The organism is Microbispora hainanensis (assembly GCF_036186745.1).
Taxonomy (GTDB): domain Bacteria; phylum Actinomycetota; class Actinomycetes; order Streptosporangiales; family Streptosporangiaceae; genus Microbispora.
In genome coordinates, this window is sequence record NZ_CP108086.1 from 6,120,201 (window position 1) to 6,144,480 (window position 24,280).

At 72.6% G+C, this 24,280-nt stretch carries 22 protein-coding genes; 16 read left to right on the plus strand and 6 right to left on the minus strand.

All coding sequences use genetic code 11. From position 1 onward, the window contains the following. Window positions 1-31: 31 nt before the first annotated feature. Entirely contained in the window at window positions 32-2,278 is a 2,247-nt protein-coding gene (gene secD, locus OHB01_RS28210) for a protein translocase subunit SecD (RefSeq protein WP_328710150.1), read from the minus strand. 42 nt (window positions 2,279-2,320) lie between these two features. Beyond that, window positions 2,321-2,743 carry a hypothetical protein gene (locus OHB01_RS28215; RefSeq protein ID WP_328854200.1) on the minus strand — a complete coding sequence of 141 codons (423 nt, stop codon included), beginning with the start codon at window positions 2,741-2,743 and terminating at the stop codon, window positions 2,321-2,323. 191 nt (window positions 2,744-2,934) lie between these two features. Here OHB01_RS28215 and OHB01_RS28220 point away from each other — a divergent pair, with 191 nt between their 5' ends. From OHB01_RS28220 to OHB01_RS28230, 3 genes are all read left to right on the plus strand, one after another. Further along, on the plus strand, window positions 2,935-3,300 hold the full coding sequence (locus OHB01_RS28220; RefSeq protein WP_142648427.1) for a hypothetical protein: 366 nt from the start codon (window positions 2,935-2,937) through the stop codon (window positions 3,298-3,300). Between the two features lie 217 nt (window positions 3,301-3,517). Continuing rightward, on the plus strand, window positions 3,518-3,802 hold the full coding sequence (locus OHB01_RS28225; protein WP_168066021.1) for a TraR/DksA family transcriptional regulator: 285 nt from the start codon (window positions 3,518-3,520) through the stop codon (window positions 3,800-3,802). 37 nt (window positions 3,803-3,839) lie between these two features. Next, window positions 3,840-4,178, plus strand: a complete 339-nt coding sequence (locus OHB01_RS28230) for a TraR/DksA family transcriptional regulator (RefSeq protein WP_142648429.1) — start codon at window positions 3,840-3,842, stop codon at window positions 4,176-4,178. Window positions 4,179-4,361: 183 nt separating this feature from the next. On the opposite strand, the gene OHB01_RS28235 is transcribed toward OHB01_RS28230, so the two are convergent. The 3 genes from OHB01_RS28235 to OHB01_RS28245 are packed head-to-tail and all read right to left on the minus strand — an operon-like array spanning window position 4,362 to window position 8,573. Further along, window positions 4,362-6,242, minus strand: coding sequence for an ABC transporter ATP-binding protein (locus tag OHB01_RS28235; protein WP_328854201.1), 1,881 nt, complete (start codon window positions 6,240-6,242; stop codon window positions 4,362-4,364). Then, window positions 6,239-7,981 carry an ABC transporter ATP-binding protein gene (locus OHB01_RS28240; protein WP_142648431.1) on the minus strand — a complete coding sequence of 581 codons (1,743 nt, stop codon included), beginning with the start codon at window positions 7,979-7,981 and terminating at the stop codon, window positions 6,239-6,241. The genes OHB01_RS28235 and OHB01_RS28240 overlap by 4 nt, the downstream gene beginning before the upstream one ends. A 1-nt stretch (window position 7,982) precedes the next feature. After that, window positions 7,983-8,573, minus strand: a complete 591-nt coding sequence (locus OHB01_RS28245) for an NADPH-dependent FMN reductase (RefSeq protein WP_142648432.1) — start codon at window positions 8,571-8,573, stop codon at window positions 7,983-7,985. 111 nt (window positions 8,574-8,684) lie between these two features. On the opposite strand from OHB01_RS28245, the gene OHB01_RS28250 reads away from it, so the two are divergent. The 3 genes from OHB01_RS28250 (at window position 8,685) to OHB01_RS28260 (ending at window position 11,435) form a co-directional block, all read left to right on the plus strand. Then, window positions 8,685-9,491, plus strand: coding sequence for a TetR/AcrR family transcriptional regulator (locus OHB01_RS28250; protein ID WP_142648433.1), 807 nt, complete (start codon window positions 8,685-8,687; stop codon window positions 9,489-9,491). Between the two features lie 29 nt (window positions 9,492-9,520). After that, window positions 9,521-10,687 (plus strand): 3-hydroxy-9,10-secoandrosta-1,3,5(10)-triene-9,17-dione monooxygenase oxygenase subunit, encoded by a 1,167-nt coding sequence (gene hsaA / locus OHB01_RS28255; RefSeq protein WP_142648434.1) that lies wholly within the window; start codon window positions 9,521-9,523, stop codon window positions 10,685-10,687. A gap of 118 nt (window positions 10,688-10,805) precedes the next feature. Further along, window positions 10,806-11,435, plus strand: coding sequence for a TetR family transcriptional regulator (locus tag OHB01_RS28260; protein ID WP_147944392.1), 630 nt, complete (start codon window positions 10,806-10,808; stop codon window positions 11,433-11,435). Between the two features lie 464 nt (window positions 11,436-11,899). On the opposite strand, the gene OHB01_RS28265 is transcribed toward OHB01_RS28260, so the two are convergent. Further along, complete coding sequence (locus tag OHB01_RS28265; protein ID WP_328854202.1) at window positions 11,900-12,247, minus strand: hypothetical protein; 348 nt, start codon at window positions 12,245-12,247, stop codon at window positions 11,900-11,902. Window positions 12,248-12,400: 153 nt separating this feature from the next. Between OHB01_RS28265 and OHB01_RS28270 the strand changes: the two genes are divergently transcribed. From OHB01_RS28270 to OHB01_RS28315, 10 genes are all read left to right on the plus strand, one after another. Then, on the plus strand, window positions 12,401-15,196 hold the full coding sequence (locus OHB01_RS28270) for a helix-turn-helix transcriptional regulator (RefSeq protein ID WP_328854203.1): 2,796 nt from the start codon (window positions 12,401-12,403) through the stop codon (window positions 15,194-15,196). A gap of 74 nt (window positions 15,197-15,270) precedes the next feature. Further along, on the plus strand, window positions 15,271-15,558 hold the full coding sequence (locus tag OHB01_RS28275) for a hypothetical protein (RefSeq protein ID WP_142648438.1): 288 nt from the start codon (window positions 15,271-15,273) through the stop codon (window positions 15,556-15,558). 88 nt (window positions 15,559-15,646) lie between these two features. Continuing rightward, a complete protein-coding gene (locus tag OHB01_RS28280) occupies window positions 15,647-16,828 on the plus strand; it encodes a steroid 3-ketoacyl-CoA thiolase (RefSeq protein WP_142648439.1) in 1,182 nt (393 codons plus the stop codon). 163 nt (window positions 16,829-16,991) lie between these two features. After that, window positions 16,992-18,617 carry a beta-1,3-glucanase family protein gene (locus OHB01_RS28285; protein ID WP_328854204.1) on the plus strand — a complete coding sequence of 542 codons (1,626 nt, stop codon included), beginning with the start codon at window positions 16,992-16,994 and terminating at the stop codon, window positions 18,615-18,617. A 300-nt stretch (window positions 18,618-18,917) separates the two neighbouring features. Further along, the gene (locus OHB01_RS28290) at window positions 18,918-20,102 is read left to right on the plus strand and encodes an extracellular solute-binding protein (protein ID WP_328854205.1); all 1,185 of its coding nucleotides are present in this window, start codon (window positions 18,918-18,920) and stop codon (window positions 20,100-20,102) included. Then, on the plus strand, window positions 20,099-21,001 hold the full coding sequence (locus OHB01_RS28295; RefSeq protein WP_142648441.1) for a carbohydrate ABC transporter permease: 903 nt from the start codon (window positions 20,099-20,101) through the stop codon (window positions 20,999-21,001). The genes OHB01_RS28290 and OHB01_RS28295 overlap by 4 nt, the downstream gene beginning before the upstream one ends. After that, window positions 20,998-21,822, plus strand: coding sequence for a carbohydrate ABC transporter permease (locus OHB01_RS28300; protein WP_142648442.1), 825 nt, complete (start codon window positions 20,998-21,000; stop codon window positions 21,820-21,822). Before OHB01_RS28295 ends, OHB01_RS28300 begins: the two co-directional genes overlap by 4 nt. Then, window positions 21,819-22,685 (plus strand): ROK family protein, encoded by an 867-nt coding sequence (locus tag OHB01_RS28305; RefSeq protein WP_328854206.1) that lies wholly within the window; start codon window positions 21,819-21,821, stop codon window positions 22,683-22,685. Before OHB01_RS28300 ends, OHB01_RS28305 begins: the two co-directional genes overlap by 4 nt. Beyond that, the gene (locus OHB01_RS28310) at window positions 22,679-23,422 is read left to right on the plus strand and encodes a GntR family transcriptional regulator (RefSeq protein WP_142648444.1); all 744 of its coding nucleotides are present in this window, start codon (window positions 22,679-22,681) and stop codon (window positions 23,420-23,422) included. Before OHB01_RS28305 ends, OHB01_RS28310 begins: the two co-directional genes overlap by 7 nt. Before the next feature lie 12 nt (window positions 23,423-23,434). Beyond that, window positions 23,435-24,193 (plus strand): SIS domain-containing protein, encoded by a 759-nt coding sequence (locus OHB01_RS28315; RefSeq protein ID WP_328854207.1) that lies wholly within the window; start codon window positions 23,435-23,437, stop codon window positions 24,191-24,193. Window positions 24,194-24,280 lie beyond the last annotated feature (87 nt).

Below are 24,280 nucleotides of genomic sequence, written 5' to 3' on the forward strand. Positions count from 1 at the left end.
CCGGGGGGACGCGCCGGGAGCCGTACCGGCCTCAGACCACCGCGCCGGAGTCGTCGCGGCGTACGGGCCTGACCCGGGGCGCGGCGGGAGCCGGCGGCGCCTGGCCGGAGCGCCGCTCCAGCGCGATCGCCACCGGCCCGGCCACGAACGACGACGACAGCGTGCCGGCGACGATGCCGATCAGGAGGGCGACGGCGAAGTCGCGCAGCGAGTCGCCGCCGAACACCGCAAGCGCCGCCAGGATGAACAGCGCCCCGAGCCCGGTGTTGACCGTGCGCGGCGCGGTCTGCAGGATCGCGGCGTTCACCACCCGGCCGAACGGCTCGCGGCGGCGCACCGGCCACAGCTCGCGCACCCGGTCGAACAGCACGACCTTGTCGTTGACCGAATAACCGATGATCGTGAGCATCGCCGCCAGGAACACCCCGTCGATCGGCCTGCCCATCCAGGCGAACGCGCCGACGACGACGGCCGCGTCCACGAACAGCGCCGCCACGGCCGCCGTGCCGAACGTCCACCGGAACCGGAACGCCAGATAGACGAGCTGTGCGGCGAGCGCGACAGCGAGCGCGATGATCGCGTTGCGGCGCAGCTCCTCGCCCAGGCTCGGCCCGATCAGCTCGTCGCGCTGCTTGGCGACCTCGCCCACGCGCCGGTCGAGCGCCTCCTCCATGCGGACCACGTCGTCGGCGCTGATCTGCCCGGTGCGCACCGAGAGCGCGTCGTCCGACCGCTGCACGACGGCCGAGGGGAACCCGGCGTCCGCCACCGCCTGCCTGGCCGCCGCGACGTCCACGGGCCTGCTCGTGCCGAACTCCACGATCCGGCCGCCGGTGAACTCGACGCCGTAGTTGAGGCCGCGGGTGACCAGGCCCGCGCCCGCGACCACGAGCAGCCCGGCCGCGACGGCGAGCCACAGCCGCCCGCGCCGCATCAGGTCCGGGTCGCGCCGCGTCAGCCACGTCCTGACCCGGCCGATCGAGCCGATGCCGGACGCCCGCGGGCCGATCCTGCCGATCAGCGCGGCGGTGAGCACCCGGGTGATCAGCATGGCCGAGACCAACGAGGCCAGCACGCCGATGGCCAGCGTCACGCCGAAGCCCTTCACCGGCCCCGAGGCCAGCCAGAACAGCAGCCCGGCGGCGAGCAGGGTGGTGATGCCGGAGTCGGCGATCGCGCTCCAGGCGTTCTTGAAGCCCCGGTCGAGTGCCGCCTTGAGGCCCCGCCGGGGCGCGTCGCCGAACTCCTCTCTGGCCCGTTCGAAGACCAGCACGTTGGCGTCCACCGCCATGCCGATCGCCAGGACGAACCCGGCCAGGCCGGGCAGCGTGAGCGTGGCCCCCATGGCCACGAGCCCGGCGTACGAGATCAGGCCGTAGCAGGCGAGCGCGACCGCGGCCAGCACGCCCACCAGCCGGTAGACCATGCCGATGAACACCGCGGTCAGGATCACCCCGGCGACGCCGGCCTTGGCGCTCGCCGCGATGGCGTCGGCGCCGAGGGTCGGGCCGACCGTACGCTGCTCGACCAGCTCAAGCGGCACCGGAAGCGAGCCGCCCTTGATCAGCACCGCGAGGTTCTGCGCCTCCTGCGGGGTGAACGACCCGGTGATCTGCGTGGTGCCGCCGCCGATCCCCACCCCGCAGGCGATCGACTCGTCCACCTGCGGCGAGGAGATGATCTCGTTGTCGAGGACGATGGCGACGCGGCGCTTGTGGTCGCCGAGCGGCGCGCAGGCCGCCTCGCCGGTCAGCTTCCGCCAGGGACCGGGTTCCTTGAAATCGATCGTGACGAACCAGCCCGGCCCCGCCTGGGGGTCGCTGCGCGCGGCGGCGTCGGCGACACCGGCCCCGCTGAGCGCGACCGGCCCGAGCTTCAGCTTCCGGCCGCTCTCGTCCGCGATCGCGTCCGTGTCACCCTCCTCGGCGGCGCTCAGCACCGGATGGAAGTTGAGCTGGGCGGTCTTGCCGATGACCGCGGCGGCCTCGCGCGGGTCGAGCACGCCGGGCAGTTCGACGATGATCCGCTTCTCGCCGGAGCGGACCAGGGTGGGATCGACGACTCCGAGGGCGTCCGCCCGGCGCCGGAGCACGTCGAGGGCACGGTCGGCGGCGTCGGCGTCCGCCTTGACCGTGGGAGAGTCTCTCGTCTCGAAGACGAGCTGGGTGCCGCCGCGCAGGTCGAGGCCGAGGCGCGGCGCAATGGTGAGAGCGAGCAGCAGTGAGATCGCGATGACGGCGAGCGCCGCCACCGCGCGCCACAGGGGCGCACGGGACATGAAGCCTCCACAGGCGTACGAGTGGGACGAGTGAGAGCGGTCTCAGTACGCCGTGGAGGGAGGGGCGCGGGCCGCGGCGGCGCGACGCGTGCGCTGGGCGGGCGGGCCGTCGTGACGCGGACCGGCCCGGGTGACCCGGGTGCCGCCGCGCGGCACCGCGGGGTTGGGCAGCACGACCGGCCCGCCGGTGGCGCCGGAGCCGGCCCCGCCCGTCCGGACGCGGGCCGGATCACCCTGAGCCGGCCGCGTGGCGTGGGCAGGGGCGCAGACGCGCGTGCCCATGAGCCGTGTGTGCGTGAGCCGTGCCCTGTCACGCGCCGGTGCCGCCACGACGTGGCGGGCGGCGGGGCGATGAACCGTCCCCCACGCCGGCGCGTGCGCCGACGCTGACGCCGGCGTGCCGCCGGAGGTCAGGAGGATCGCGTGCAGCAGGAGCAGCAGCGCGGCGGTCAGCCCACGTCGCACGACGGTCTCCCCCTCCCGCGTCCGCCCGGTCTTGCGGCCACCGTAGCCGGTTCCGGGTGAGCGTGCCCGCGGGAGACGGGCCCAGGAACGGGCCCAGAAACGGGCCCAGAAACGGGCACAGAAACGGGCACAGAACACGGGCGCAGGAAACGCGGATGACCGTTTCGCGAAGGTGGGTTATGGTCGGTCACATGGCGACCTTGCGACGTGGCACGTGCGGGTCCACCGCCTTCACGTTGGTGGTGGGCCTGCTGATGCTCGCCCTCGCACTGGTCGCCTCCACGCCCGCCTGGTATGGCGGCGATCCCGCCCAGCGCGCGCCGCAGGCCGCCGCCGAGGTGTGGACGCCGGGGGCGTGGACGCCGCAGTCGGCGACCCTGCCCACGAGCGCCGCCGGTGCCGAGCACCTGCCGTTCCCGTTCCGGCCGCGCGTCGCCGTGGCCGCGGCACCCGTAACCCCGCCGGGGCCCGCCCGGCATCACGAGGACATCGTCCTCAGCCCCCAGCAGACCGGTCATCGCACCGCCGGCTCGCGCAGCCCGCCACAGGCCATCTGAGACAAGCGCTGTAATCCGCGCCCTGTGACATGAGCGCTGCGACACGGGATTTCGCGTAGCCGCGCCCTGTCACGGGCGAAGCCTTCCCATCACCGTCGTACGCGGGCCGTTCCCGCGTACTCGTCTCGCGTACTCGTCTCGCGTACCGGCAGCCCCGGTGCGCCGAAGGCGCGCGCCCGCGCGCCCACATCATCTTTCACCTGGAGTGATGCCGCCTATGGCAGAGATCAGGTCGCCGCGTCTCCTCATGGAGGAGTGCCGGCGGTATTCCGCGCAGATGTCCGAGCTGCGCACGCTGCTCGAGGAGCGGCTCCACGCCGCCGTGGGCGAGGCCGCCACGATCGAGGTCGCCGAGATCGAGGCGGCTCTGGAGCGGATGGAGCGCGGCCTCTACGGCACCTGCACCCGATGCGAGGCGTTCCTGCCGCTCGACCGGCTCCGGCGCATGCCGCACGTGCAGGTCTGCGCGTCATGCGCCGGAGAGACCCGGTTGTCGGCATGACGGCCCACAGTCGAGAACACTCGAAAGGACCTCGACGATGACCACCAGTGACGAGTTCACCGCGATCAGCGAGCCGCAGACGCAGGCCATGCGCGCGGACCTTGAAGAGCAGCTCCAGTGGCGGGAGGTGCAGCTGCGCGACCTGCGGGCCGCCGTCGACGGCGGCAACGACGACACCGCGAGGCTCGCCCTGCTCGCCGACGTCGCCGCCACCGAGCGGGCGGTCGCCGAGCTGCGCAGGGCGCTGGAGCGGATCGAGGAGGGCAGCTACGGCCGGTGCGCCGACTGCGCCGGGGCCATCCCGTTCGGCCGCCTGAAGATCCGGCCCCTGGCCCGGTATTGCATCGCCTGCCAGCGGCGCCACGAGACCCGGTGACCCGGCGGGACTCCCACTGAGCGGGAGGGCGGGGGCGGCCGGGCGCGGGTTCTGCCACGGTGGGATCGGCGCTCGGCCTCCCGGCCCGCAGATGGGATTGAGCACAGGTGACGCTCATCCGAGGCCGGGCCGCCCGGAGGACATCGCCGGGACCATCGCGTACGCCGCCTCGGCGGACGGCGCCTACCTCAACGGCGTGGAGGTCCGCGTGGACGGCGGTTCACACAGCTGACCGCTCCGGCCGGGCCCCGGGGAGCCGGGCCCGGGGAGCTGGGCCCCGGGAAGCTGGGCCCCGCGAAGCTGGGCCCCGGGAAGCTGCGCGCGATACAGCCGGGCGTACGCGCCGTCCGCCGCGAGCAGTTCGTGGTGCGTGCCCTGCTCGACGATCCGTCCCTCGTCCATCACGAGGATCAGGTCGGCGTTCCTGATGGTCGACAGGCGGTGGGCGATGACGAACCCGGTGCGTCCGGCCCGCAGCGAGGTCATGGCCCGCTGCACCAGCACCTCCGTGCGGGTGTCGAGCGCGCTGGTGGCCTCGTCGAGCACCAGGATCGGGGGATCGGCCAGGAACGCGCGGGCGATGGTGACGAGCTGCCGCTCACCCGCGCTCAAACCCTCGCCGTCGTCGTCGACCACCGTGTCGTACCCGTCGGGCAGTGTGCGCACGATGTGGTCGACGCCCGTGGCCCTGGCCACCTCGACGATCCGCTCGCGCGGCACGTCTCCGGCGCCGTACGCGATGTTGCCGGCGATCGTGCCGTGCCGCAGCCAGGTGTCCTGGAGCACCATGCCGATCCGCGTCCGCAGCTCCTGCCTGGGCACCCGGGCGATGTCCACCCCGTCCACCGTGATCCGCCCGCCCGTGACGTCGTAGAAGCGCATGAGCAGGTTGACCAGCGTGGTCTTGCCCGCGCCGGTCGGGCCGACGATGGCGATGGTCTGCCCAGACTCCGCGACCAGGGACAGGTCCTCGATGAGGGGCCGGTCCGGCACGTACCGGAACGAGACGTTCTCGAACGTCACCCGGCCGGTGGCCGTGGCAGGCAGGTGGACGGGGTCGGCGACGGGCTCCTCCTCCTCCTCGTCCTCGTCGAGCAGTTCGAAGATCCGCCCTGCAGAGGCGAGCACCGACTGCAGGAGGGTGGACATCGACGTGACCTGGTTCACCGGCTGCCCGAACTGCAGGCAGTATTGGACGAACGCCTGCACGTCGCCGATCGACAGCGAGCCGGCCGCCACCCGCAGGCCGCCGATGACCGCGACGAGCACGTAGTTGAGGTTCATGACGAGCGACATCGACGGGCCGATCAGGCTCGACAGCAGCTGCGCCCGGAACCCCGCGCGGAACACCGCGTCGTTGCGCTCGCCGAACTCGCGCACGGCCTCGCGCCGCCGGCCGAAGACCTTCACGAGGGCGTGCCCGGTGTAGGTCTCCTCGACGTGCGCGTTGAGCCGGCCCGTGGCCGCGAACTGCTCGGCGAACCGCGGCTGGGCCCGGCCGCCGACCACCCTGGCCGCCACGACGGACAGCGGCACCATGAGCACCGACACCAGGGCGAGCAGCGGCGAGGTCCACACCATCATCACCAGCACGCCGGCGAGCGTGAGCAGCGCGGTGACCACCACGCTGAGCACCTGCTGGAGCGTCTGACCGACGTTGTCGACGTCGTTGGTGGCGCGGGAGAGCAGGTCGCCCCGCTCCCGCTCGTCGAAGTAGGCCAGCGGCAGCCGGGCGAACTTGGCCTGGGTCCGCTCCCGCAGCCGGAACACCAGCCGCTGCGCGATGGCCGCGGTCGTCCGCTGCTGGGCGAGGGTGAGCAGGAACGCGGCCAGGTAGCAGGCGAGGGCGGCGAGCAGGATCCGGCCGGTGGCGGCGAAGTCCACCTGACGGTGCCCGGACACGGCCGGCAGCACCAGGTCGGTGGCCGCGCCGAGCAGCCGGGGGACCGCCACGCTCAGGGCCACGGCGGCGGCCGCGCAGGCCAGGGCGGCCACGGCGAGCGGCAGTTCGGGGCGGGCCGTCTCCAGCAGACGCCGGACGGTTCCACGGCTGGGGGCCGTCATGCGGCCACCTCCTGACCTGTCTGGGAGAAGACGATCTCGCGGTAGGCGGGGCACGAGGCCATCAGCTCCTCGTGGGTCCCCTCTCCGGCGACGCGGCCCTCGTCGAGCACGACCACCCGGTCGGCGTGCCGGGCCGAGGAGATCCGCTGGGCGACCAGGACGACGGCGACGTCGCTGGTCTCGCGTGCCAGCGCGTCGGCGAGCGCGCGCTCGTTGATCGGGTCGAGGGCGGAGAACGGGTCGTCGAGGAGCAGCACCCGGGGACGGGCGACCAGGGCCCGCGCCACCGTCAGGCGCTGCCGCTGGCCGCCGGACAGCGAGGCGCCCCCCTGGCCGAGCGGCGTCTCCAGGCCCTCCGGCAGCGCCTCCACGACGTCGCGCGCCTGCGCCACCTCCAGCGCGTGCCACAGCTCGGCGTCGGTCGCCTCCGGCCTGCCGTACCTGAGGTTGGCGGCGACGGTGCCGGAGAACAGGTGCGGCCGTTGCGGCACCAGCGCGACGACGCCGGCCGGCTCCTCGGGCGGCAGCGACGCGAGGTCCGTCCCGTCGAGGAGCACCCGCCCGGCGGCCGGGCCGACCAGCCGGGCCACGAGGTTCAGCAGGGTCGTCTTGCCCGAGCCGGTGGAGCCGACGACCGCGACGGTCTCGCCGGGGCGGACGCGGAGGCGCACGCCCCGCAGCACCGGCTCTTCGGCCCCCGGATAGCGCACGTGCGCGTCGCGGACCTCCACCTCGCCCATCCAGATCCGGTCCCGCCGGGCGGGGCTGCTGTGAGCCGGTGACGCGTCCGGCTCTGTCCCGGTCTCCAGCACCTCCCGCACCCGTACGGCGGAGACCCGGGCGCGCGGCACGGCCAGGACGGTGAACGTCGCGAGCAGGGCGGAGCCCAGGATCACGGCCAGGTAGTTGAGGAACGCCACCAGCGAGCCCACCGGGGTGACGCCGTCGCCGACGAGATGCCCGCCGAACCAGACCACCGCCACGCCGCACAGGTTGCCGATCAGCATCCCGGCGGGGAACATCAGGGCCACCAGCCGCGCGGCGCGTACGGCGAGGCCCAGCAGCGCGTCGTTGGCCTCGGCGAACCTGGCGCTTTCGCGGTCCTCGGCGGCGAAGGCCCGCACGACGCGGACGCCGGTGATCTGCTCGCGCATCAGCCGGTTGACCTGGTCGACGCCGTGCTGGGTCGCCTGCCACAGCGGGGTGAGCCGGTGCAGGATCACCCACAGGACGGCCGACAGCGCGGGCAGCGCGACCAGCAGCAGCGTGGACAGGCGCAGGTCCTGGCGCAGGGCCATGACCACCCCGCCGAGGAAGATCATGGGCGTGCCGGCCAGGCCGGTCAGCCCCATGAAGACGAGCGTCTGCACCTGCTGCACGTCGCCGATCGTCCGGGTGATCAGGGACGGCACCCCGAAGCGGCCCACCTCCCGCGAGGAGAACGACTGGACCTTCGCGTAGACGGCCGCGCGCAGCTCGTGACCGACGGCGGCGGCGGTCCTGGCCGCGAGCGCGCCCACCACGGCCGAGCACAGGACCTGGGCCAGCGTCCCGGCCACCATGACGCCGCCCAGACGCAGGATGAGCCCGGTGTCGCCGCGCAGCACGCCGTCGTCGATCAGCGTGGCGTTGATCGTGGGCAGCAGGAGTGCGGCGAGCGCCTGCGCGATCTGGAGCACGCCGATCAGGGCGACCGCGCCGCGATGCGGGCGCAGGCCGGAGCGGAGCAGGGAACCCATCTCAGCCCCCGTACGGCCGCGCCGCCCGCGCCTGGCGCAGGGCCCGGCCGAACCAGACGAGCTCGTCGATCATGACCTTGGCGGCGCCTTCCGGGCCCGCGGGGTCCTTCGGCCAGTTCCCCTCCGCGTCGAACAGCGTCCAGGGGCTCTGGAAGGCGACGGAGTCGCGGATCGTCACCGCGTGCAGCTCGGCGAAGACAAGCCGGAGCTGCTCGACGGCCCGCAGGCCGCTGGACATGCCGCCGTAGCAGACGAATCCGACGGGCTTGGCCGCCCACTCCCGGTGATAGCTGTCGATCATCAGTTTGAGCGCGGCGGGGAAGCTGCGGTTGTACTCCGGGGTCACGACGACGAAGGCGTCCGCCGCCTCCACCCGGGGCCGCAGCCCGACGACCTCCTCCGGCTTCTCGCCGCCGAGGTGCCCGCGCAGCCCGTCGGGGAGCCGGGTCTCGGCCAGGTCGATGACGTCGAGCGCCACGTCGTCGCGCCGCTCGGCCTGAGCGGCGAACCAGTTCGCGACGAGGGGCGCGACCCTCCCGTCCCGGACGCTGCCGATGATCATTCCCACGTTGAGCCGGTCTTCTCCGGACATGATTCCTCCCGAGGTGAGTACGCCGTACGCGGCGGGTACACCGTACGCGCAGATGCGTACGATGTACAAGTCCGAGTACGATGTACACAGCGAAGCGGGAGGAGCACGACGATGGCCGGGAACAAGACGGACGGCGTTGACGACGTGACCGGCGCGGTCCGCGAGTCCATCTGGGAGCGGATGGAGCGCCCCGCCCGGCCTCCCCGCGCGGCGCTGACCCACGCGCAGATCGGCGCGGCGGCCGTGGAGATCGCGGACACCGAGGGGCTCGACGCGGTCTCCATGCGCCGCCTGGCCGAGCGGCTCGGCGTCGCCACCATGGGCCTCTACCGCTACGTGCGCGGCAAGGACGACGTGATCGAGCTGATGGTCGACAGGGTCTACGCCGAGGAGGCGCGAGCCGGTGAGGGCGGCGGTGAAGGCGGCGGTGAAGGCGGCGACTGGCGGGAGGTCCTGCGCGTATCCGCCCTGCGGCTGCGCGCCCTCATCCTGCGCCATCCCTGGCTGGTGGACACCACGGCCGGCTCCGGGCCGCTGACCCCCAACTTCGTCGCGCGCCTCGACCGGCTGCTCGCGTCGCTGGACGGCCTCGGCCTCGACGCCGACACCGCGATGACCGTCATCGGCACGGTCACCGCGTTCGTCACCGGGGCGACCACCTCGCGGATCAGGATGGACAGGCTGATGCGCAAGGAGGGCGCGGAGAAGATGGACGACCTGCGCACCCTCTACTCGTCCCGGATGAGGTGGCTGCTGGATTCGGGCCGCTATCCCGCCTTCGAGCGCTACATCCGCCAGGGCGTCAGGAAGGACGACGACGACTGGCAGTTCGAGCTCGGTCTGGACAGCGTCCTCGACGGCATCGCCGCCCGGCTGCGCGTCGGAGAACAGGGCACCGCCATCATGGACGGCAACTGACCGACGAGCGTGACACGGAGAACTCCCCCATGAGCAACGAGGTCATCGACGCGGTTCGCACGCTGCTGCCGAAGATCGCCGAACGGGCCCGGTCCACCGACGAGGACCGCCGGGTCCCCGCCGAGTCGATCACGGAGCTGGCCCGGGCCGGGGTGTTCCGGATGCTGCAGCCCAAGAGGTACGGCGGCGCGGAGAGCGACCCGGTGAGCTTCTACGAGGTGGTCAGGGAGATCTCCGCGGTGTGCGGGTCCACCGGCTGGACCGTCGCCGTGCTCGGCGTGCACCCCTGGCAGCTCGGCCTGTTCGACGAGGCCGCCCAGGACGAGGTGTGGGGGAGCGACCAGGACGCGCTCATCTCCTCGTCGTACGCGCCGGTCGGGCGGCTCGTGCCCGCCGAGGGCGGCTACCGGCTGTCCGGCAGGTGGCGGTTCTCCTCCGGCTGCGAGCACGCGTCGTGGGCGATGCTGGGCGGCCTGGTCCTCGGCGACCAGGGCAGGCCGGTGGACTTCCTGACCGTGCTGGTGCCCCGCTCCGACTACGTGATCGAGGACGTGTGGGACGTCATCGGCCTGCGCGGCACGGGCAGCAACGACATCCTCGTCGAGGACGCCTTCGTGCCCGCCCACCGCGTGATGCGCAACCACGACATGGCGCAGCTGCGCGGCCCCGGCCAGAAGGTGAACACCGGCCCGCTCTACCGCATCCCGTTCGGCACCGTGTTCACCACCACGATCACCGCCCCGGTCATCGGGATGGCCGTCGGCTGCTACCGGTCGTACGTGACCGCGATGCGCGACCGCGTACGGCTCAGCCTGGGCGGCGGCCGGTTCGCCGAGGACCAGTTCGCGCAGGTCGCGGTCGCCCGGGCGGCGTCGGAGATCGACGCGGCGATCCTGCAGACCGACCGCAACGTGCGGGAGGTGTACGAGCACGCGGTGCGGGGCGAGACGATCCCGGCCGAGCTGCGGCTGCGGGTGCGCCGAGACCAGGTGCGCGCCACCGAGCGGGCGCTGGAGGCCATCGACATCCTGTTCAAGACCGCCGGGGGCAACTCGCTCAGCCGCGGCAACCCGATCGAGCGGGCCTGGCGCGACGCCCACGCGGGCAGCGTCCACGTGGCCAACGACGTCGAGCGGGCACTCGCGATGTACGGCAGGGGCGAGTTCGGCCTGACCGTCGAGGACAACCTGATCTGAGGGCATTCCCGGGCGTCTGACCGGCCCGTACGTCCCACTGAGTGGTATGGACCACTGGCGGCCGGGGAAGCTCCGCTGTGTATCGTCGTCGCGACGGACGAAGGACCAGGGGGGAGACGTGCCGAGGATCGCCGAGGTCAGGGCGCCGGCCGAGCCGAGCTCACCCGAGCAGCGCGCCCGTCACCTGCGCATCCTGCGCGCCGCCGCCCGGTTGGGCGCGGAAAAGGGACTGGAGCGCGTCCAGATGCACGAGGTGGCCAAGGAGGCCGGCGTGGCGATCGCCACGCTCTACCGCTACTTCCCTTCGAAGACGCATCTGTTCACCGCGGTGCTGGCCGAACAGGTCGACAGGTTCGGCGAGAGCCTCCCGCGGCCCGAGCCGGGGATGACGCCCGAGGACGCCGTCGGCGAGGTGCTCGTGCTCGCCAGCAGGCGGCTGCTGCGCCGCCCCGCGCTCGCCACCGCGATGCTCCAGTCGGCGAGCGCCGCCAACGCCGCCGCGGTGGCCGACGTGGGCCGGATCGACCGGACGTTCCGGAAGATCGTCCTGCGCACGCTCGGCGTCGCCGAGCCCACCGTCACCGACGTCACGCTGATCCGGCTGCTGATGCAGTGCTGGTATGGCGTGCTGCAGATGAGCCTCAACGGCAGGGCGTCGGTCACCGACACCGAGAGCGACATCCGGATCGCCTGCCGGCTCCTGCTCGCGCCCCGGTCGAACGCGGCGGCCGGCCCAGTTTCCCCCTGACCGATCGGCTCCGGGCACATACGCTGCAGACGTGGCGCCGGAGATCCTCACGTACCTTTTCGCGGGGTTCGGGCTCGGCTCGATGGTGCTCGCGGCGGCCGTCGCCGCTCCCGTCCTCACCGCCCGCGCACGACGTTCCGTACGCGGGTGAGGCTCTCGGCGTGCCGCGAATGACCTGGTAGAAGGTTTCGGAGGTGAAGCGCGGCCGGGGCTGGTCGTTCCAGCCGATCTCGGCGGCCCGGCGCCGGATCGCTTCGCCGGCCGCGGCGGCGGCCTCGTCGTCGTCGAAAACGGCGATCGACAGGCCGTTGCCGGTGGCCGGGTCCAGCAGATGGTAGGTGGCGCGCACCCCGGGGACGGAGGCGGCGGCTTCGACGACCCAGTCACGGTCGTCGGTGGGCATGGGTTCCCACCGTGCGACTCTGGCGATCACGCGGTTCTCCGATCAGGCGGTTGGACGGGACTCAGGCCGGCTGAGGTGCCCGGCGGCCGACGGCGAGCAGAACGATCGCGGCCGCGGTGACCGCGATCGCGATCCCGATGACGATCTTCGACCAGTCCGGGGCGTCGTCCGCCCAGTAGACCGGCAGGCCGAGCAGTGCGGAGACGACCCGGGAGCCGATCACCACAGGGATCGCGCCGCGCCGCCGGGCGAGCGCCGCGGCCACGATCGTGATGACCCCGACCACCCCGCCGCCGATCGCGAGCGCGGCCGGGGGTCCTTCGTCGGCCCACAGACCGGACACGCCGGCGATGTCCAGCAGGCCCAGCAGTACGGCGAGGGCGAGGCCCCACTTGAGGGTCGGGTTCATGGCAGCTCCCGGTCGACGGAACGGTCATCCATGCCGGGACCGTAGGTCGCACGGAGCCGGGTGGTCGTCCGGGAAAACACTCATCCGGCATACTCATTCGACGTACTGATTGGACACATCATTTCGGCGGCCGGCTGCCCGTACGGTATTCGTGTGACGGAGCTTGTCGGGCGTGGGCGTGAGCTGGCCGAGGCGGAGACCCGGTTATCCGGGGTGCGGGCCGGATCGGGCACCGTCGTCCTGGTCGAGGGCGAGGCCGGCGCCGGGAAGACCGCGTTCGCGAACGCGCTGACCCGGCGCGCACGAGCCGCCGGGCACGCCACCGCCTGGGGGTCCTGTCTCGAAGTCGAGCCGGGCGCGCCGTTCCGGCCGTGGCTGCAGATCCTGCACGCCATCCGGGCCCCGGCCACCGGCCTCGACGAGCCCGCCGACGCCTCGGTCACCCGATATCGGCGGTTCGACGCGGTCGTGGAGGCGCTGCGCGACCGGGCCACCGGTGACGGCCTGCTGCTCGTCCTGGACGACCTGCACGCCGCCGACCTCGGCTCGTTACGCCTGCTGCAGCATGTCGCGTCCGAGGCGGCGGACCTGCCGCTGATGCTGCTGGCGCTGTTCCGCGACGGGCAGGCCGGCACGGACCGGCACGAGGTGCTCAGCGCGGTGGGCCGGGAGCGCGGGGCGCACCGGATCCGCCTCGGCGCGCTCGCCGCCGGCGACGTCACCGAACTGGCCACCAGGGCCGCGGCGGGCCCGCTGGACGCGGCGACGCTGCGCGCGATCGGCGAACGGTCCGGTGGCAACCCGCTGTTCGTGGTGGAGCTGGCCCGGCTGGCGGGCACCGGCGAGCGGCTCCCACGCGGGATCCGCGCGACGATCGGCCGGCGGCTGGACGCGCTTCCCGCCGATACCCGGTTCCTGCTGCGCCGGGCCTCCGTACACGGACGGGAGTTCGACGCGGCCACCCTCGCCGCGACCGTGCGCCTGACGCGCGACGAGACGGTCACGCGGCTGGGCCCCGCCCTCGACGCCGCCCTCGACGCCGCCCTGGACGCCGGGGTGCTCGTCGCCGACGGGCCCGTGCTGCGCTTCGACCACGTGCTCACCCAGGAGGTGCTCTACGCCGAGCTGGGGCCTGCCGACCGGCAGGAGCTGCACGCGCGCGCCGCTGCGGCGGTCGCCGACGGCCCGATCGAGACCGTGGCGCATCACCTGCGCCAGGGCGGCGAGGCGGAGGCGCTGACGGTCACGCTGCGCGCCGCCGAGCGGGCCCGGGGCCGGCTCGCGTACGAGGACGCCGCATACCAGTATCGGGCCGCCCTCGGCCTGCTTCCCCGGGCGGACGACGGAACCCGGGCCCGGCTGCTGCTCGACCTCGCCGGCTGCGAGTTCCGCGCCGGGGCGGTGGACGCCGCCTGGCGCTGCTGCCAGGAGGCCGCCGACCTGGGCCGGGCCGCGGGCGACGCGGCCGTGCTCGCGGACGCGGCAACGGTCCTGCGCGGGGTCACCGACTCCTCGGTCACCCCGCGGATCCACGCCTTGTGCCGGGCGGCGCTGCCGCTGCTCGGCGACACCGAGCCGGTGCGCCGCGCCCGGGTCCTCGCCCAACTGGTCGTCACCGCCGACCCGTTCGGCCCCGGCCCGGAGGCGACGTACGGCGGCGAGCCGGACGTGGGGCGCCGCGCGCTGCAGCAGGCCGAGGCGTGCGGCGACCCGGACGCGGTGTTCCTCGCGTTGCAGGCGCGCGGCACCGAGCTGACCGGGGCGGGGCACGTGCTGGAGCGGCTCTCGCTCGGCGAGCGCGCGGTGCGGCTGGGCCGCGAGGTCGGCCGCCCGGAGTACGCGGCCTGGGGCCATCTGTGGCGGCTGGGCGCGTTCGCCGAGCTGGGCCGCCGGGTGCCCTTCGACACCGAGCTGGCCGAGTTCGCGGGCGCCGTCGACCAGCTGCGCGAGCCGCTGTGGACGTGGCGGCTGACGCTGGTGCGTGCGTCCGTCGCGTTCAGCGAGGGCCGGCTGGCCCTGGCCGCCGAGCTGATGGCGGAGGGGCAGGCGCGGGGCCGGCGCGCCGGGCACGAGGGGGCCGAATTCTTCCACCTCATCTATGCCGATGCGCTCGCGCAGCTCACCGGCGAGGGATACGAGCCGGTGGAGCGGGCGGTGCGCGCGTTCACCGAGCAGGGCCCGTTCCTGTCCCGCGCCTGGCACGTGAACGTGCTGACGCACATGGGCCGCATCGACGAGGTGCGGGCGATGTGGCCGTCGCTGGTCCCGCACCTCGGCGCGTTCCCGCGGCACGCCCGGGAGTGGGTCGTCGCGATGTCCGGGATGGCGGACGTGTGCGTCGCGCTCGGCGACCGGGAGACCGGTGCGTGGGTCTACACGCAGTTGCTGACGTTCGCCGACCGGCAGGTGATCGCCGATCCGCTGGGCCCCGGGCTTGGTCCGGTGGCACTGCGGCTGGGCCGGCTCGCCCGGCTTCTCGGCGACGCGGAGGCCGCCGGGGAGCACCTGCGCGTCGCGCTGGCCACGAGCCTCGCACTGGGGTTCGCGCCGGCCACCGGACACGTCCACCTCGAACTGGCCCGCGCGGCGCTTGACCAGGGTGACCGGGCCGCCGCCCGCGAGCACCTCGACGCCGCCGGTGACCTGGCGCGGCGGCTGGGGCTGGCGACGCTCCAGGCGGCGGTCGAAGCGGTGGCCGAAAGGGCGGCAGAAGCGGTGGCCGAAGTGGTGGTCACGCCGCCGGCCGGCCCGCTGACCCCGCGCTGGGGGCAGATCGCCGCCCTGGTGGCCGAAGGGCTGTCCAACCGGCAGATCGCCGAGCGGCTCTACCTGTCCGTGCGCACGGTCGAGAACCACGTCGCGCACATCCTGGTGAAGCTCGGCTTCGAGTCGCGGGCCCGGATCGCCTCCTGGCACACGGAGAGGGCACACGGAGAGGGCACACGATAGGGCACACGGATAGGTACCGCGGATGAGTGGTCGCACGGATGCCCGGCGCCGGTCCCGGCCATAGCGTGCGGGCCATGCACGCGGTTGTAGGGATCTGGTCCGCCGACGAGAGCCGGCGGGCCGAGCAGGAACAGGCGCTGCGCGCCGCCGTGGTGCCCGAGACCGCCGCGCGGCCGGGCTTCGTCAGCGGCTATTGGATGCGGGACGCGCAGACCGGCAAGATGCACACGGTCGCGGTCTTCGACACCGAGCCGCACGCACGCGCGTTCAAGGACCACATCGCACAGGCCACCCAGGCGGCCGCCCGCGTCGGCGTGACCGTCGACGTGCTCGCGATGGTGGAGGTGTCCGCTCATGCCTGACTCCGGTCCCTGTTTCGCGATCGCGGGCACGCACCACTGAGCGGGACCTGGACGTGTCCGCACCGGAGAAGATTTCTAGCCTCTCCTCATGACGCTGAAGGTGGCATCCCCGTTCGAGGCCGTCATCGTCGACGCGGTGCGCACACCGGTCGGCAAGCGGTACGGCGCCCTGTCCGGGCTGCACCCGGCCGAGCTGCTCGGCGTGGTGCACCGGGCACTGATCGAGCGCAACGGCCTCGCCGCCGAGACGGTCGAGCAGGTGATCGGCGGCTGCGTCACCCAGGCGGGGGAGCAGGCCAACAACGTCACCCGCCAGGCATGGCTGCACGCGGGCCTGCCGTACACCACGGCCTGCACGTCGATCGACTGTGCCTGCGGCTCCGGCCAGCAGGCCGTCCACCTGGTCGCCGGGCTGATCGCGGCCGGGGCGATCGACGTCGGCATCGGCTGCGGGATCGAGTCGATGAGCCGGGTCTTCCTCGGCGCCGCGGTCACCGCGGGCCCTGGCAGCCCGTTCCCGCCGTCCTGGTCGCTGGACCTGCCCGACCAGTTCACCGCGGCCGAGCGGATCGCGCAGCGGCGCGGCATCACCCGTGAGGACGCCGACGCGCTCGGCCTGCGCTCCCAGCGGCGCGCCGCGCGGGCGTGGGCGGAAGGCAGGTTCGACGGCCAGGTCCTCGCGGTGGAGGCGCCGGTGACGGGACCGGAGGGGCCGACGGGGGAGACCGCCGTCGTCACCAGGGACCAGGGGCTGCGCGACACCGGCAGGGAGGCACTGGCGAGCCTGCGGCCGGTGATACCGGGCGGCATCCACACCGCGGGCAACTCCTCGCAGATCAGCGACGGCGCGGCCGGGGTGCTGCTGATGAGCGCGGGCCGGGCGCGCGACCTCGGGCTGCGCCCGCGGGCGCGCATCGTCGCCTCCGGCGTGGTCGGCTCCGATCCCTGCTATCACCTCGACGGGCCCATCGACGCGACCCGGCACGTGCTGCGCAAGGCAGGCATGAAGCTGCCGGACATCGACCTCGTCGAGGTCAACGAGGCGTTCGCCTCGGTCGTGCTGTCCTGGGCGCGGGCGTTCGACGCCGACATGGACAGGGTCAACGTGAACGGCGGCGCGATCGCGCTCGGGCACGCGGTCGGCTCGACCGGCTCCCGCCTGCTCACCCAGGCGCTGTGCGAGCTGGAGCGCACCGGAGGCTCGACCGCCCTGGTGACCATGTGCGCCGGCGGCGCGCACGCCACGGCCACCGTCATCGAACGCGTCTGAGCAACCGGATCGGAAAGCGCTCTCCCGAGTGGTCTTGGCTCCCGGCGGCGGCATGACAGGTGTCAGATGCCTATTGACGGGTGGTCAGTTAACAGTAAAGTTACATGTCTGAGAGCGCTCTCACAGCTCGTCTACGCCCTTCACCCCCCAGAGGAGCCGAGAGATGCACATGTCGTCGCGGCGATGGCGGCGCGCCCTGCTCGCCGTCGTCCTGCTGGCCCAGGCGGTGGTCCTCGCCGCCGGGCAGCGGGCGAACGCCGCCGTCACGCAGTTGCCCTTCACGATCACCAACAACTCCGGCCGTGGCGACGCGACGTACGTCTACGTCGTCGCCCGCAACTCGATCACCGGTCAGCAGGGCTATGTGGACGCCTCGGGAACGTGGCGCGCCTACTCCTTCCCCTCGTCGATCCCCAACGGGCCGGTTCCCGCGCCGGACATCGCGATCCCCGGGCCGGGCACCGGCGCCCGCACGACCGTCACGCTGCCGCCGAACCTGTCCGGCGGCCGCGTCTACGTGTCGATGGGCGCGAAGCTGCGCTTCTTCCTCACCACGAACGGGCTGGTCGAGCCCGCGCCCTGGGTCGACAGCGACCCGAACGCCGGCATCCTCTACGACTGGGCCGAGTTCGCCCGGACGAGCAACGGCGGCGCGGGCATCTTCATCAACTCCACCACCGTCGACATGTTCGGCTTCCCGCTGACGGTCGGCGTCACCGACGCCTCCGGCAACACCCAGACGCAGGGCATCGCCGGCGACCGCGCCGCCATCCTCAACGCGTTCGCCGGCCTGGGGTCGCCGTGGTCGGCCCTGACGACGACCCGGGCCTCCGACGGCCTCCCGCTGCGCGTGCTCGCACCCGTCCACGCCATCGCCAAGGGCCTGTTCCCCTCGACGTACCTCGACTCCTACGTGAACGGCGTGTGGTCCTACTACGAGACGCGTCCGCTGACCGTGCAGACGTCGCTGGGCACCTTCACCGGCACCACAAGCGGCGCGAACTGGACGTTCCGCAACGCGTCCGGCGCCGTCATCGGCACGCTCACCAAACCGGCCACGAGCGACGTCTTCGCGTGCGCCGGCGGCATGCAGCCGCCGAACCAGCCCGACCAGGCGGCCATCCTCGCGGTGGGCGCGCGGGTCTGCGCCGCGCTCAACCGCGCGACGCTCTCGACGACCGGCCGGGTCATGTACGACACCCAGCCGACGACGGACGCCACGAAGTTCTACGGCCAGTCCGCGTCGAACCTGTTCAGCAAGACGATCCACGCCCACTCGCTGAACGGCCTGGCCTACGGCTTCTCCTACGACGACGTCGGCGGGTTCGCCCCGGTCATCGACCAGCCCAACCCGTCGTCGGCCGGGATGACGATCGGGAGCTTCGGCGGGGGCACGGGCGGCCCGTCCGGCGCGAACATCATCGGCCCCGGCGGCAAGTGCGTCGACGTGGCGGGCGACGACACCGGCGGCAACGGCGCGGCGGTGCAGCTGTGGGACTGCCAGTCCTACGCCAAGGACCAGTTCTGGACCTGGAGCGGGCAGACGCTGCGCACCCTCGGCCGCTGCCTCGACGTGCGGTCGGGTGGCACCGCCAACGGCACCCCGCTGCAGCTCTACGACTGCAACAACACCGGCGCGCAGAACTGGGTGCTGCGGGCCGACGGGTCGATCCAGAACCCCCAGTCGGGCCGGTGCGTCGACTCGCCCGGCGGTGCGACCGGCAACGGCACCCGCCTGCAGATCTACGACTGCAACGGCACCGCGGCCCAGCGCTTCGTCATGCGGTGACCCGGCAGAGGTGAAAGAGCGGCCCGGCGGCAACCGCCGGGCCGCTCGCTCGTTCACGTCCTCGCCCGCAGCCCTTCCCCTCGCGGCAAAAATTCGTTATAACAACCTAACGATGTAACGACGCCCGGTCGGCGGCGGCGTACAGCGGGGAGGAGGCAGACCCCCTTGAGAACTGTCGGAGCGATCTCACTAGGTGCCGTGCTGGCGCTCGCGCTCGCCGGATGTGGCGGCTCAGCGGACAACGGAGCGGCCGGCGGACCGCAGACGATTTCATTCCTTACCCACTGGGGACCCGAACAGGTGACGGCGCTCAAGGCCGCGGCCGCCGCGTTCCACACCAAGAACCCCGATGTCACGGTGGACATCCGGGCGGTCCCGTTCGCGAACCTGCTCAGCACGCTGAGGACGCAGGGCGCGAGCCCCAACGGCCCCACCATCGCGGGCATCTACGACCTCTGGCTGCCCGAACTGGTGCGGGACGGCCTGGCCGCCCCCGCCCCCTCGGACGTGGCCGCGGACGTCAAGGCCGCCTGGCCGGGCAACATGGTCGACGACGTCACCAAGCAGGGCCAGGTGCGCGGCTATCCGAACGAGGTCGACCTCTACGCGCTCAACTACAACAAGAAGCTGTTCGCCGAGGCGGGCATCCCCGCGCCGCCCAAGACCTGGGACGAGCTGAAGGCCGACGCCGTTAAGCTGACCAAGCGCGACGGCGGCAAGGTGACGCAGCAGGGCTTCGGCGTGATCACGAGCTGGGCCTCGGGCGCCGTCCACCCCTGGCTGTCGCTGGTGGACTCCAACGGCGGGCAGCTGCTCGACGGCAGCACGCCCAAGCTGGACGACCCGAAGGTCGTGGCCGCCGCGCAGCTCTACGCCGACCTGATCAAGAGCGGCGCCACCCAGCCGTCCATGAGCAGCGCCAACGCCAACACCACCGGGCCCTACCTCGACAACTTCGTCAACGGCAAGACCGGCATGATCATCATGGCGAACTGGTGGCAGAGCGCGCTCAAGCAGGCCATGGGCGACCGCTACTCCGACGTCGGCGTGGCGCCGGTGCCGGTCGGTCCGGACGGCACGGCCTCGGCGGGGGTGTCCTACTCCTGGCTGACGATGGTGAACGGCAAGGCCTCGCCCGCCAAGCAGGACGCGGCGTGGAAGTTCCTCCAGTTCCTCAACGGACCCGACAGCGGCAAGAGCGGCTCGTCCGCGATGGGCGACATCCTGATGTCGATGGGCATCCTGCCCAGCAGGACCAGCGACCTCACGGCGCACAAGGCCGACCTGTCCGACCCGTTCATCGCGGCGTACGTCGCCGAGCTGCCGAACGCGAAGCCGTTCCCGACGGTGCTGGGCGGCGAGGCCATGAGCCAGGCCGTGCAGAAGCACATCGAGAACATCGTGTTCGGCAAGGAGACCGCGCAGCAGGCGATGACCGCGGCGCAGAGTGAGGTCGCCAGCATCCTGGCCAAGGCCGGGGCATGACCGTTGCTCGGGGGCACGCCCGGCGAGGGGCGGCGATAGCCTTCCTCTCGCCGGCGATGGCGGTGATCGTCCTGTTCGTCGCCGTGCCGATCGCCCTGACCTTCTGGATCAGCCTGCACGACTGGTCGATGTACACGCCGCTGACGCAGATGACGTGGCGGGGCCTGGGCAACTACGCCGACCTGCTGCACAGCGACGACTTCCTGAACGCGCTCGGGAACACCCTGGTCTACGTCGTGCTCGTCCTGGTGACGACGGTTCCGCTGGCCCTGGCGCTCGGGATGCTGCTCTACTTCCCGAAGACGGCGGGCAAGGCGGTGGCGCGGGCCGCGCTGTTCTCGACCTACGTGATCCCCACGGTGGCCATCGCGATCGTCTGGGGTGCGCTCTACGCGCCCGACTACGGCCCGATCTCGCAGGCGCTCGGCGCCCTCGGGATCGACTCGCCCGCCTGGCTGAGCGACCCCGGGACCGCGCTGTTCTCCCTGGTGATCTTCCACGTCTGGCAGATGACCGGCTACTACACGATCCTGGTCATCGCGGGGCTCACCCAGATCCCCGACGACGTGTACGAGGCGGCCCGCATCGACGGCGCCGGCTTCTGGCGGCAGACGTTCAGCGTCACGCTGCCCCTGCTCCGCCGTACGACGACGTTCATCGTGCTGATCGCCGCGATCAACGCGATCCAGGTCTTCGACCCCGTCTACATCCTCACCCAGGGCGGGCCGGCCGAGAGCACCACGGTCCTGTCGTACGCGATCCAGCGGGCGGCGTTCCAGAACGGCATGGCGGGCCAGGCGAGCGCGATGGCCTTCAGCCTGCTGCTCGTGCTGGTGGCCGTCACGGGAGTCGTCCTCGCGGCCATGCGCAGGCGTACGGCGGCGGAGGGACGGTCATGAGGCGCACGGCACGCGCGGCCACGGCGCTCGCGCTCGGGCTGGTCATCCTGGTGCCGCTGTTCCCGCTCTACTGGATGGTGATCTCGGCGCTGAAGGGCCCGGAGGAGCTCCAGAAGGCGCCGCCGACCTGGTTCCCGTCGCACGTGACGTTCTCCGCGTTCGGCGAGGTCTTCCAGGCCGTCCCCTTCGGCAGCGCCTTCGCCAACAGCGTCCTGATCGCCGGGGTCTCCACGCTGTCGGTGCTGGTGACCAGCGTCATGGCGGGCTTCGTGTTCGCGAAGTATCGCTTCCGGGGCCGCGACCTGCTCTTCTGGTCGGTCGTCGCGACGATGTTCCTGCCGCCGATCGTGACCCTGGTGCCGCTGTACTGGCTGGTCTCCACGATGGGCCTGGCCGACTCCTACATGGGCGTGATGCTGCCCTGGCTGGCCAACGCCTTCGGCATCTTCCTGATGCGGCAGTTCATCGCGGACGTCCCCGACGAGCTGATCGAGGCCGCCCGCCTGGACGGCGCCTCGGAGGGGCGCATCGTCTGGCAGATCGTCACGCCGCTGCTGCGCCCGGCGCTGGTCAGCCTCGCGATCTTCGCCTTCGTCTTCTACTGGAACAACTTCCTGTGGCCGCTGTCGATCCTGCAGTCGGACGACAAGTTCCCCGTCGTCCTCGCGCTGAGCCGCCTGCTGTCCTACAGCACGAGCGTGCAGTACCAGAACGTGGTCATGGCCGGGGCGCTGATCGCCAGCGTGCCCACGATCGTGGTGTTCCTGCTCGCCCAGCGCGTGTTCGTCCAGAGCATCTCCCGGACGGGGGTGAAGGGATGACGACGTACGTCGGCATCGACGTCGGCGGCACCTCCGTACGGGTCCTGGCCGAGACGCCGGACGGACGCGGCGAACTCGTCACGGCCCCGGTGGCCGGCTCCTACGACGCGTTCCTCGCCCAGGTGACCACGCTCTGCGCGGGAATCGCCCGGCCGGCCGGAGTCGGGATCGGCCTGCCGGGGACCTCCGGGGAGGACCGGCCGGTGTTCGTCCCCGCGCTGCCGTGGCTGGAGGGCCGCCCGCTGCGGGAGGACATGGAGGCCCGCCTCGGCGCGCCCGTACGGCTCGCCCTGGACGGCCACCTCACGCTGCTCGCCGAGGCCGCCGAAGGCGCGGCCAAGGGGGCCAGGTCCGCCGTGCTGCTGGCCGTCGGCACCGGCATCGGCGGCGCCCTCCTGATCGACGGCCGGATCTGGCGCGGCGTCCACGGCAGCGCCGGCTCGTGGGGCTGGCTGCCCGCCGACGTGCCGGACAGCCCTCTCGACGGCCCTGTTCACGGCCCTGTTCACGGCCCTGTTCACGGGTCGTTCGAGCGGGCCGCGTCCGGCTCGTCGCTGCGCGACGGCCCCGCCCTGATGGCGGCGGCCCGCGCGGGAGACGAGCGGGCGTGCGCCGCGCTCGACGCGTACGCCGCCCGCCTCGCCCGGGGAGTCGCGGCTGTCGCCAGCACGATCGATCCCGAGATCATTCTCATCGGCGGCGGGCTGGCCGACGCGATGGACGTCCTCGGCCCTCCGCTCCAGCGGCACGTCGCGAGGTTCGCCTCACCCGACGGCCGCCGGGTGCCGGTGCGGCCCGCCGCACTGGGCTCCCGGGCGGGCGTCGTGGGGGCACTCCTCATCGCCAGAACGGAGGAATGGTGATCGTGAAGGGGCTGGACCCCACCTCGGGTGTCCCTCTCTATCTGCAGGTCGAACGGAGCCTCCAGCAGCGCGTCGACGCCGGCGAATGGGTGCCCGGCCAGCGCCTGCCGACCGAGGACGAGCTGGGCAAGGCGTACGGCGTGAGCCGCGTCACGGTCCGGCAGGCGGTGGCCCGGCTGGTCGACCGCGGGGTGCTGGTCAGGGAACAGGGCCGGGGCACCTTCGTCCGCGACACGAGCCTGACCGCCGGCGCGCGGTGGGTGACGTCGTTCACCGCCGAGCTCGCGCAGCTCGGCCACAGCGCGGGCTCGCGGGTGCTCGGCCAGTCGGTCGTCACGGCGGGCGAGGAGGACCTGCCCCCCGAGATGCAGCTGCCGCCGGACGCCCGGATGCTGCGGCTGCGCAGGCTCAGGACCGACGGCACCCGGCCGGTGGGCGTGCAGACCGCGCTCCTCCCGCTCGACCGGTTCCCCGGTATCGACGACATCGACTTCACCGACCGGTCGCTCTACCAGACCCTCAACGAGAAGTACGGGCTGGTCCCGCGCGAGGCCGTCGAGACCTTCACGGTCGGCGGCGTCCTCGACGAGGACGCCGCGACCCTCGGAGTGGCCGCGGGCGCGCACGCGTTCTACGTCGAACGCCTCACCTTCGACGCCCACGGCCCGTTCGAACACGTACGCAGCGTCATGCGCGGAGACCGATACCGCGTGCGGCTGGCGTTGCGGACCCCATGAAAGGAAACGTCCGTGAGTTACACCCGAACCTTGATGACCATCCTTGACCGGCTCGCCTCCACACAGGAGGAGGCGCTGGCGACCGTGGCCGAGCGCAGCGCGGACGCCATCCAGAACGGCGGCCTGATCCACCTGTTCGGCAGCGGCCACTCGGTGATCCCCACCATGGACGCCTTCCCCAGGTATGGCAGCTTCGCGGGCATCCACCCGCTCACCGATCCCCGGCTGATGTGGCACAACGTGCTGGGGCCGGGCGGCGTGCGCGAGCTGCTCTGGCTGGAGCGCACCGAGGGATACATCAAGCAGTATCTGGACCACGAGCCGCTCGCCCCCGGCGACGTGATGGTGGTCTACAGCCACGGCGGCAGGAACGCGGCGCCCGTCGAGGCGACCATGTACGCGGCCGAGCGCGGGCTGTTCACCGTCGCGGTCACCTCGGTGGCCAATCTGGAACGCCCGGCCGAGCACTCCAGCGGCAAGCGGATCGCGGAGATCTGCGACGTCACGATCGACACCGGCGTGCCGGTGCAGGACGCCATCATCGAGGTGGACGGCTGGGACCGTCCGACAGGGGGCGCCTCGACGGTGGTGGCCAGCGTGGTCAGCCACGAGATCGTGACCCGTACGGCCGCCGTGCTGGCCGGCCGGGGCGTCGTGGTGCCGACGTTCGTCTCCCCGACCGTGCCCGGTGCGACCGTCTCGTCCAATGACGAGGTGTTCGCCGACCACCGGCGCCGCCTGCTCGCCGCCGAGGCCCGCGATCAGCGTTGAGGTGACCCGGCGATGAAGTGACCCGGCGATGAAGTGACCGGGTGAGATGACCCGGGTGAGATGACCCGGATGAGATGACACTGTGAC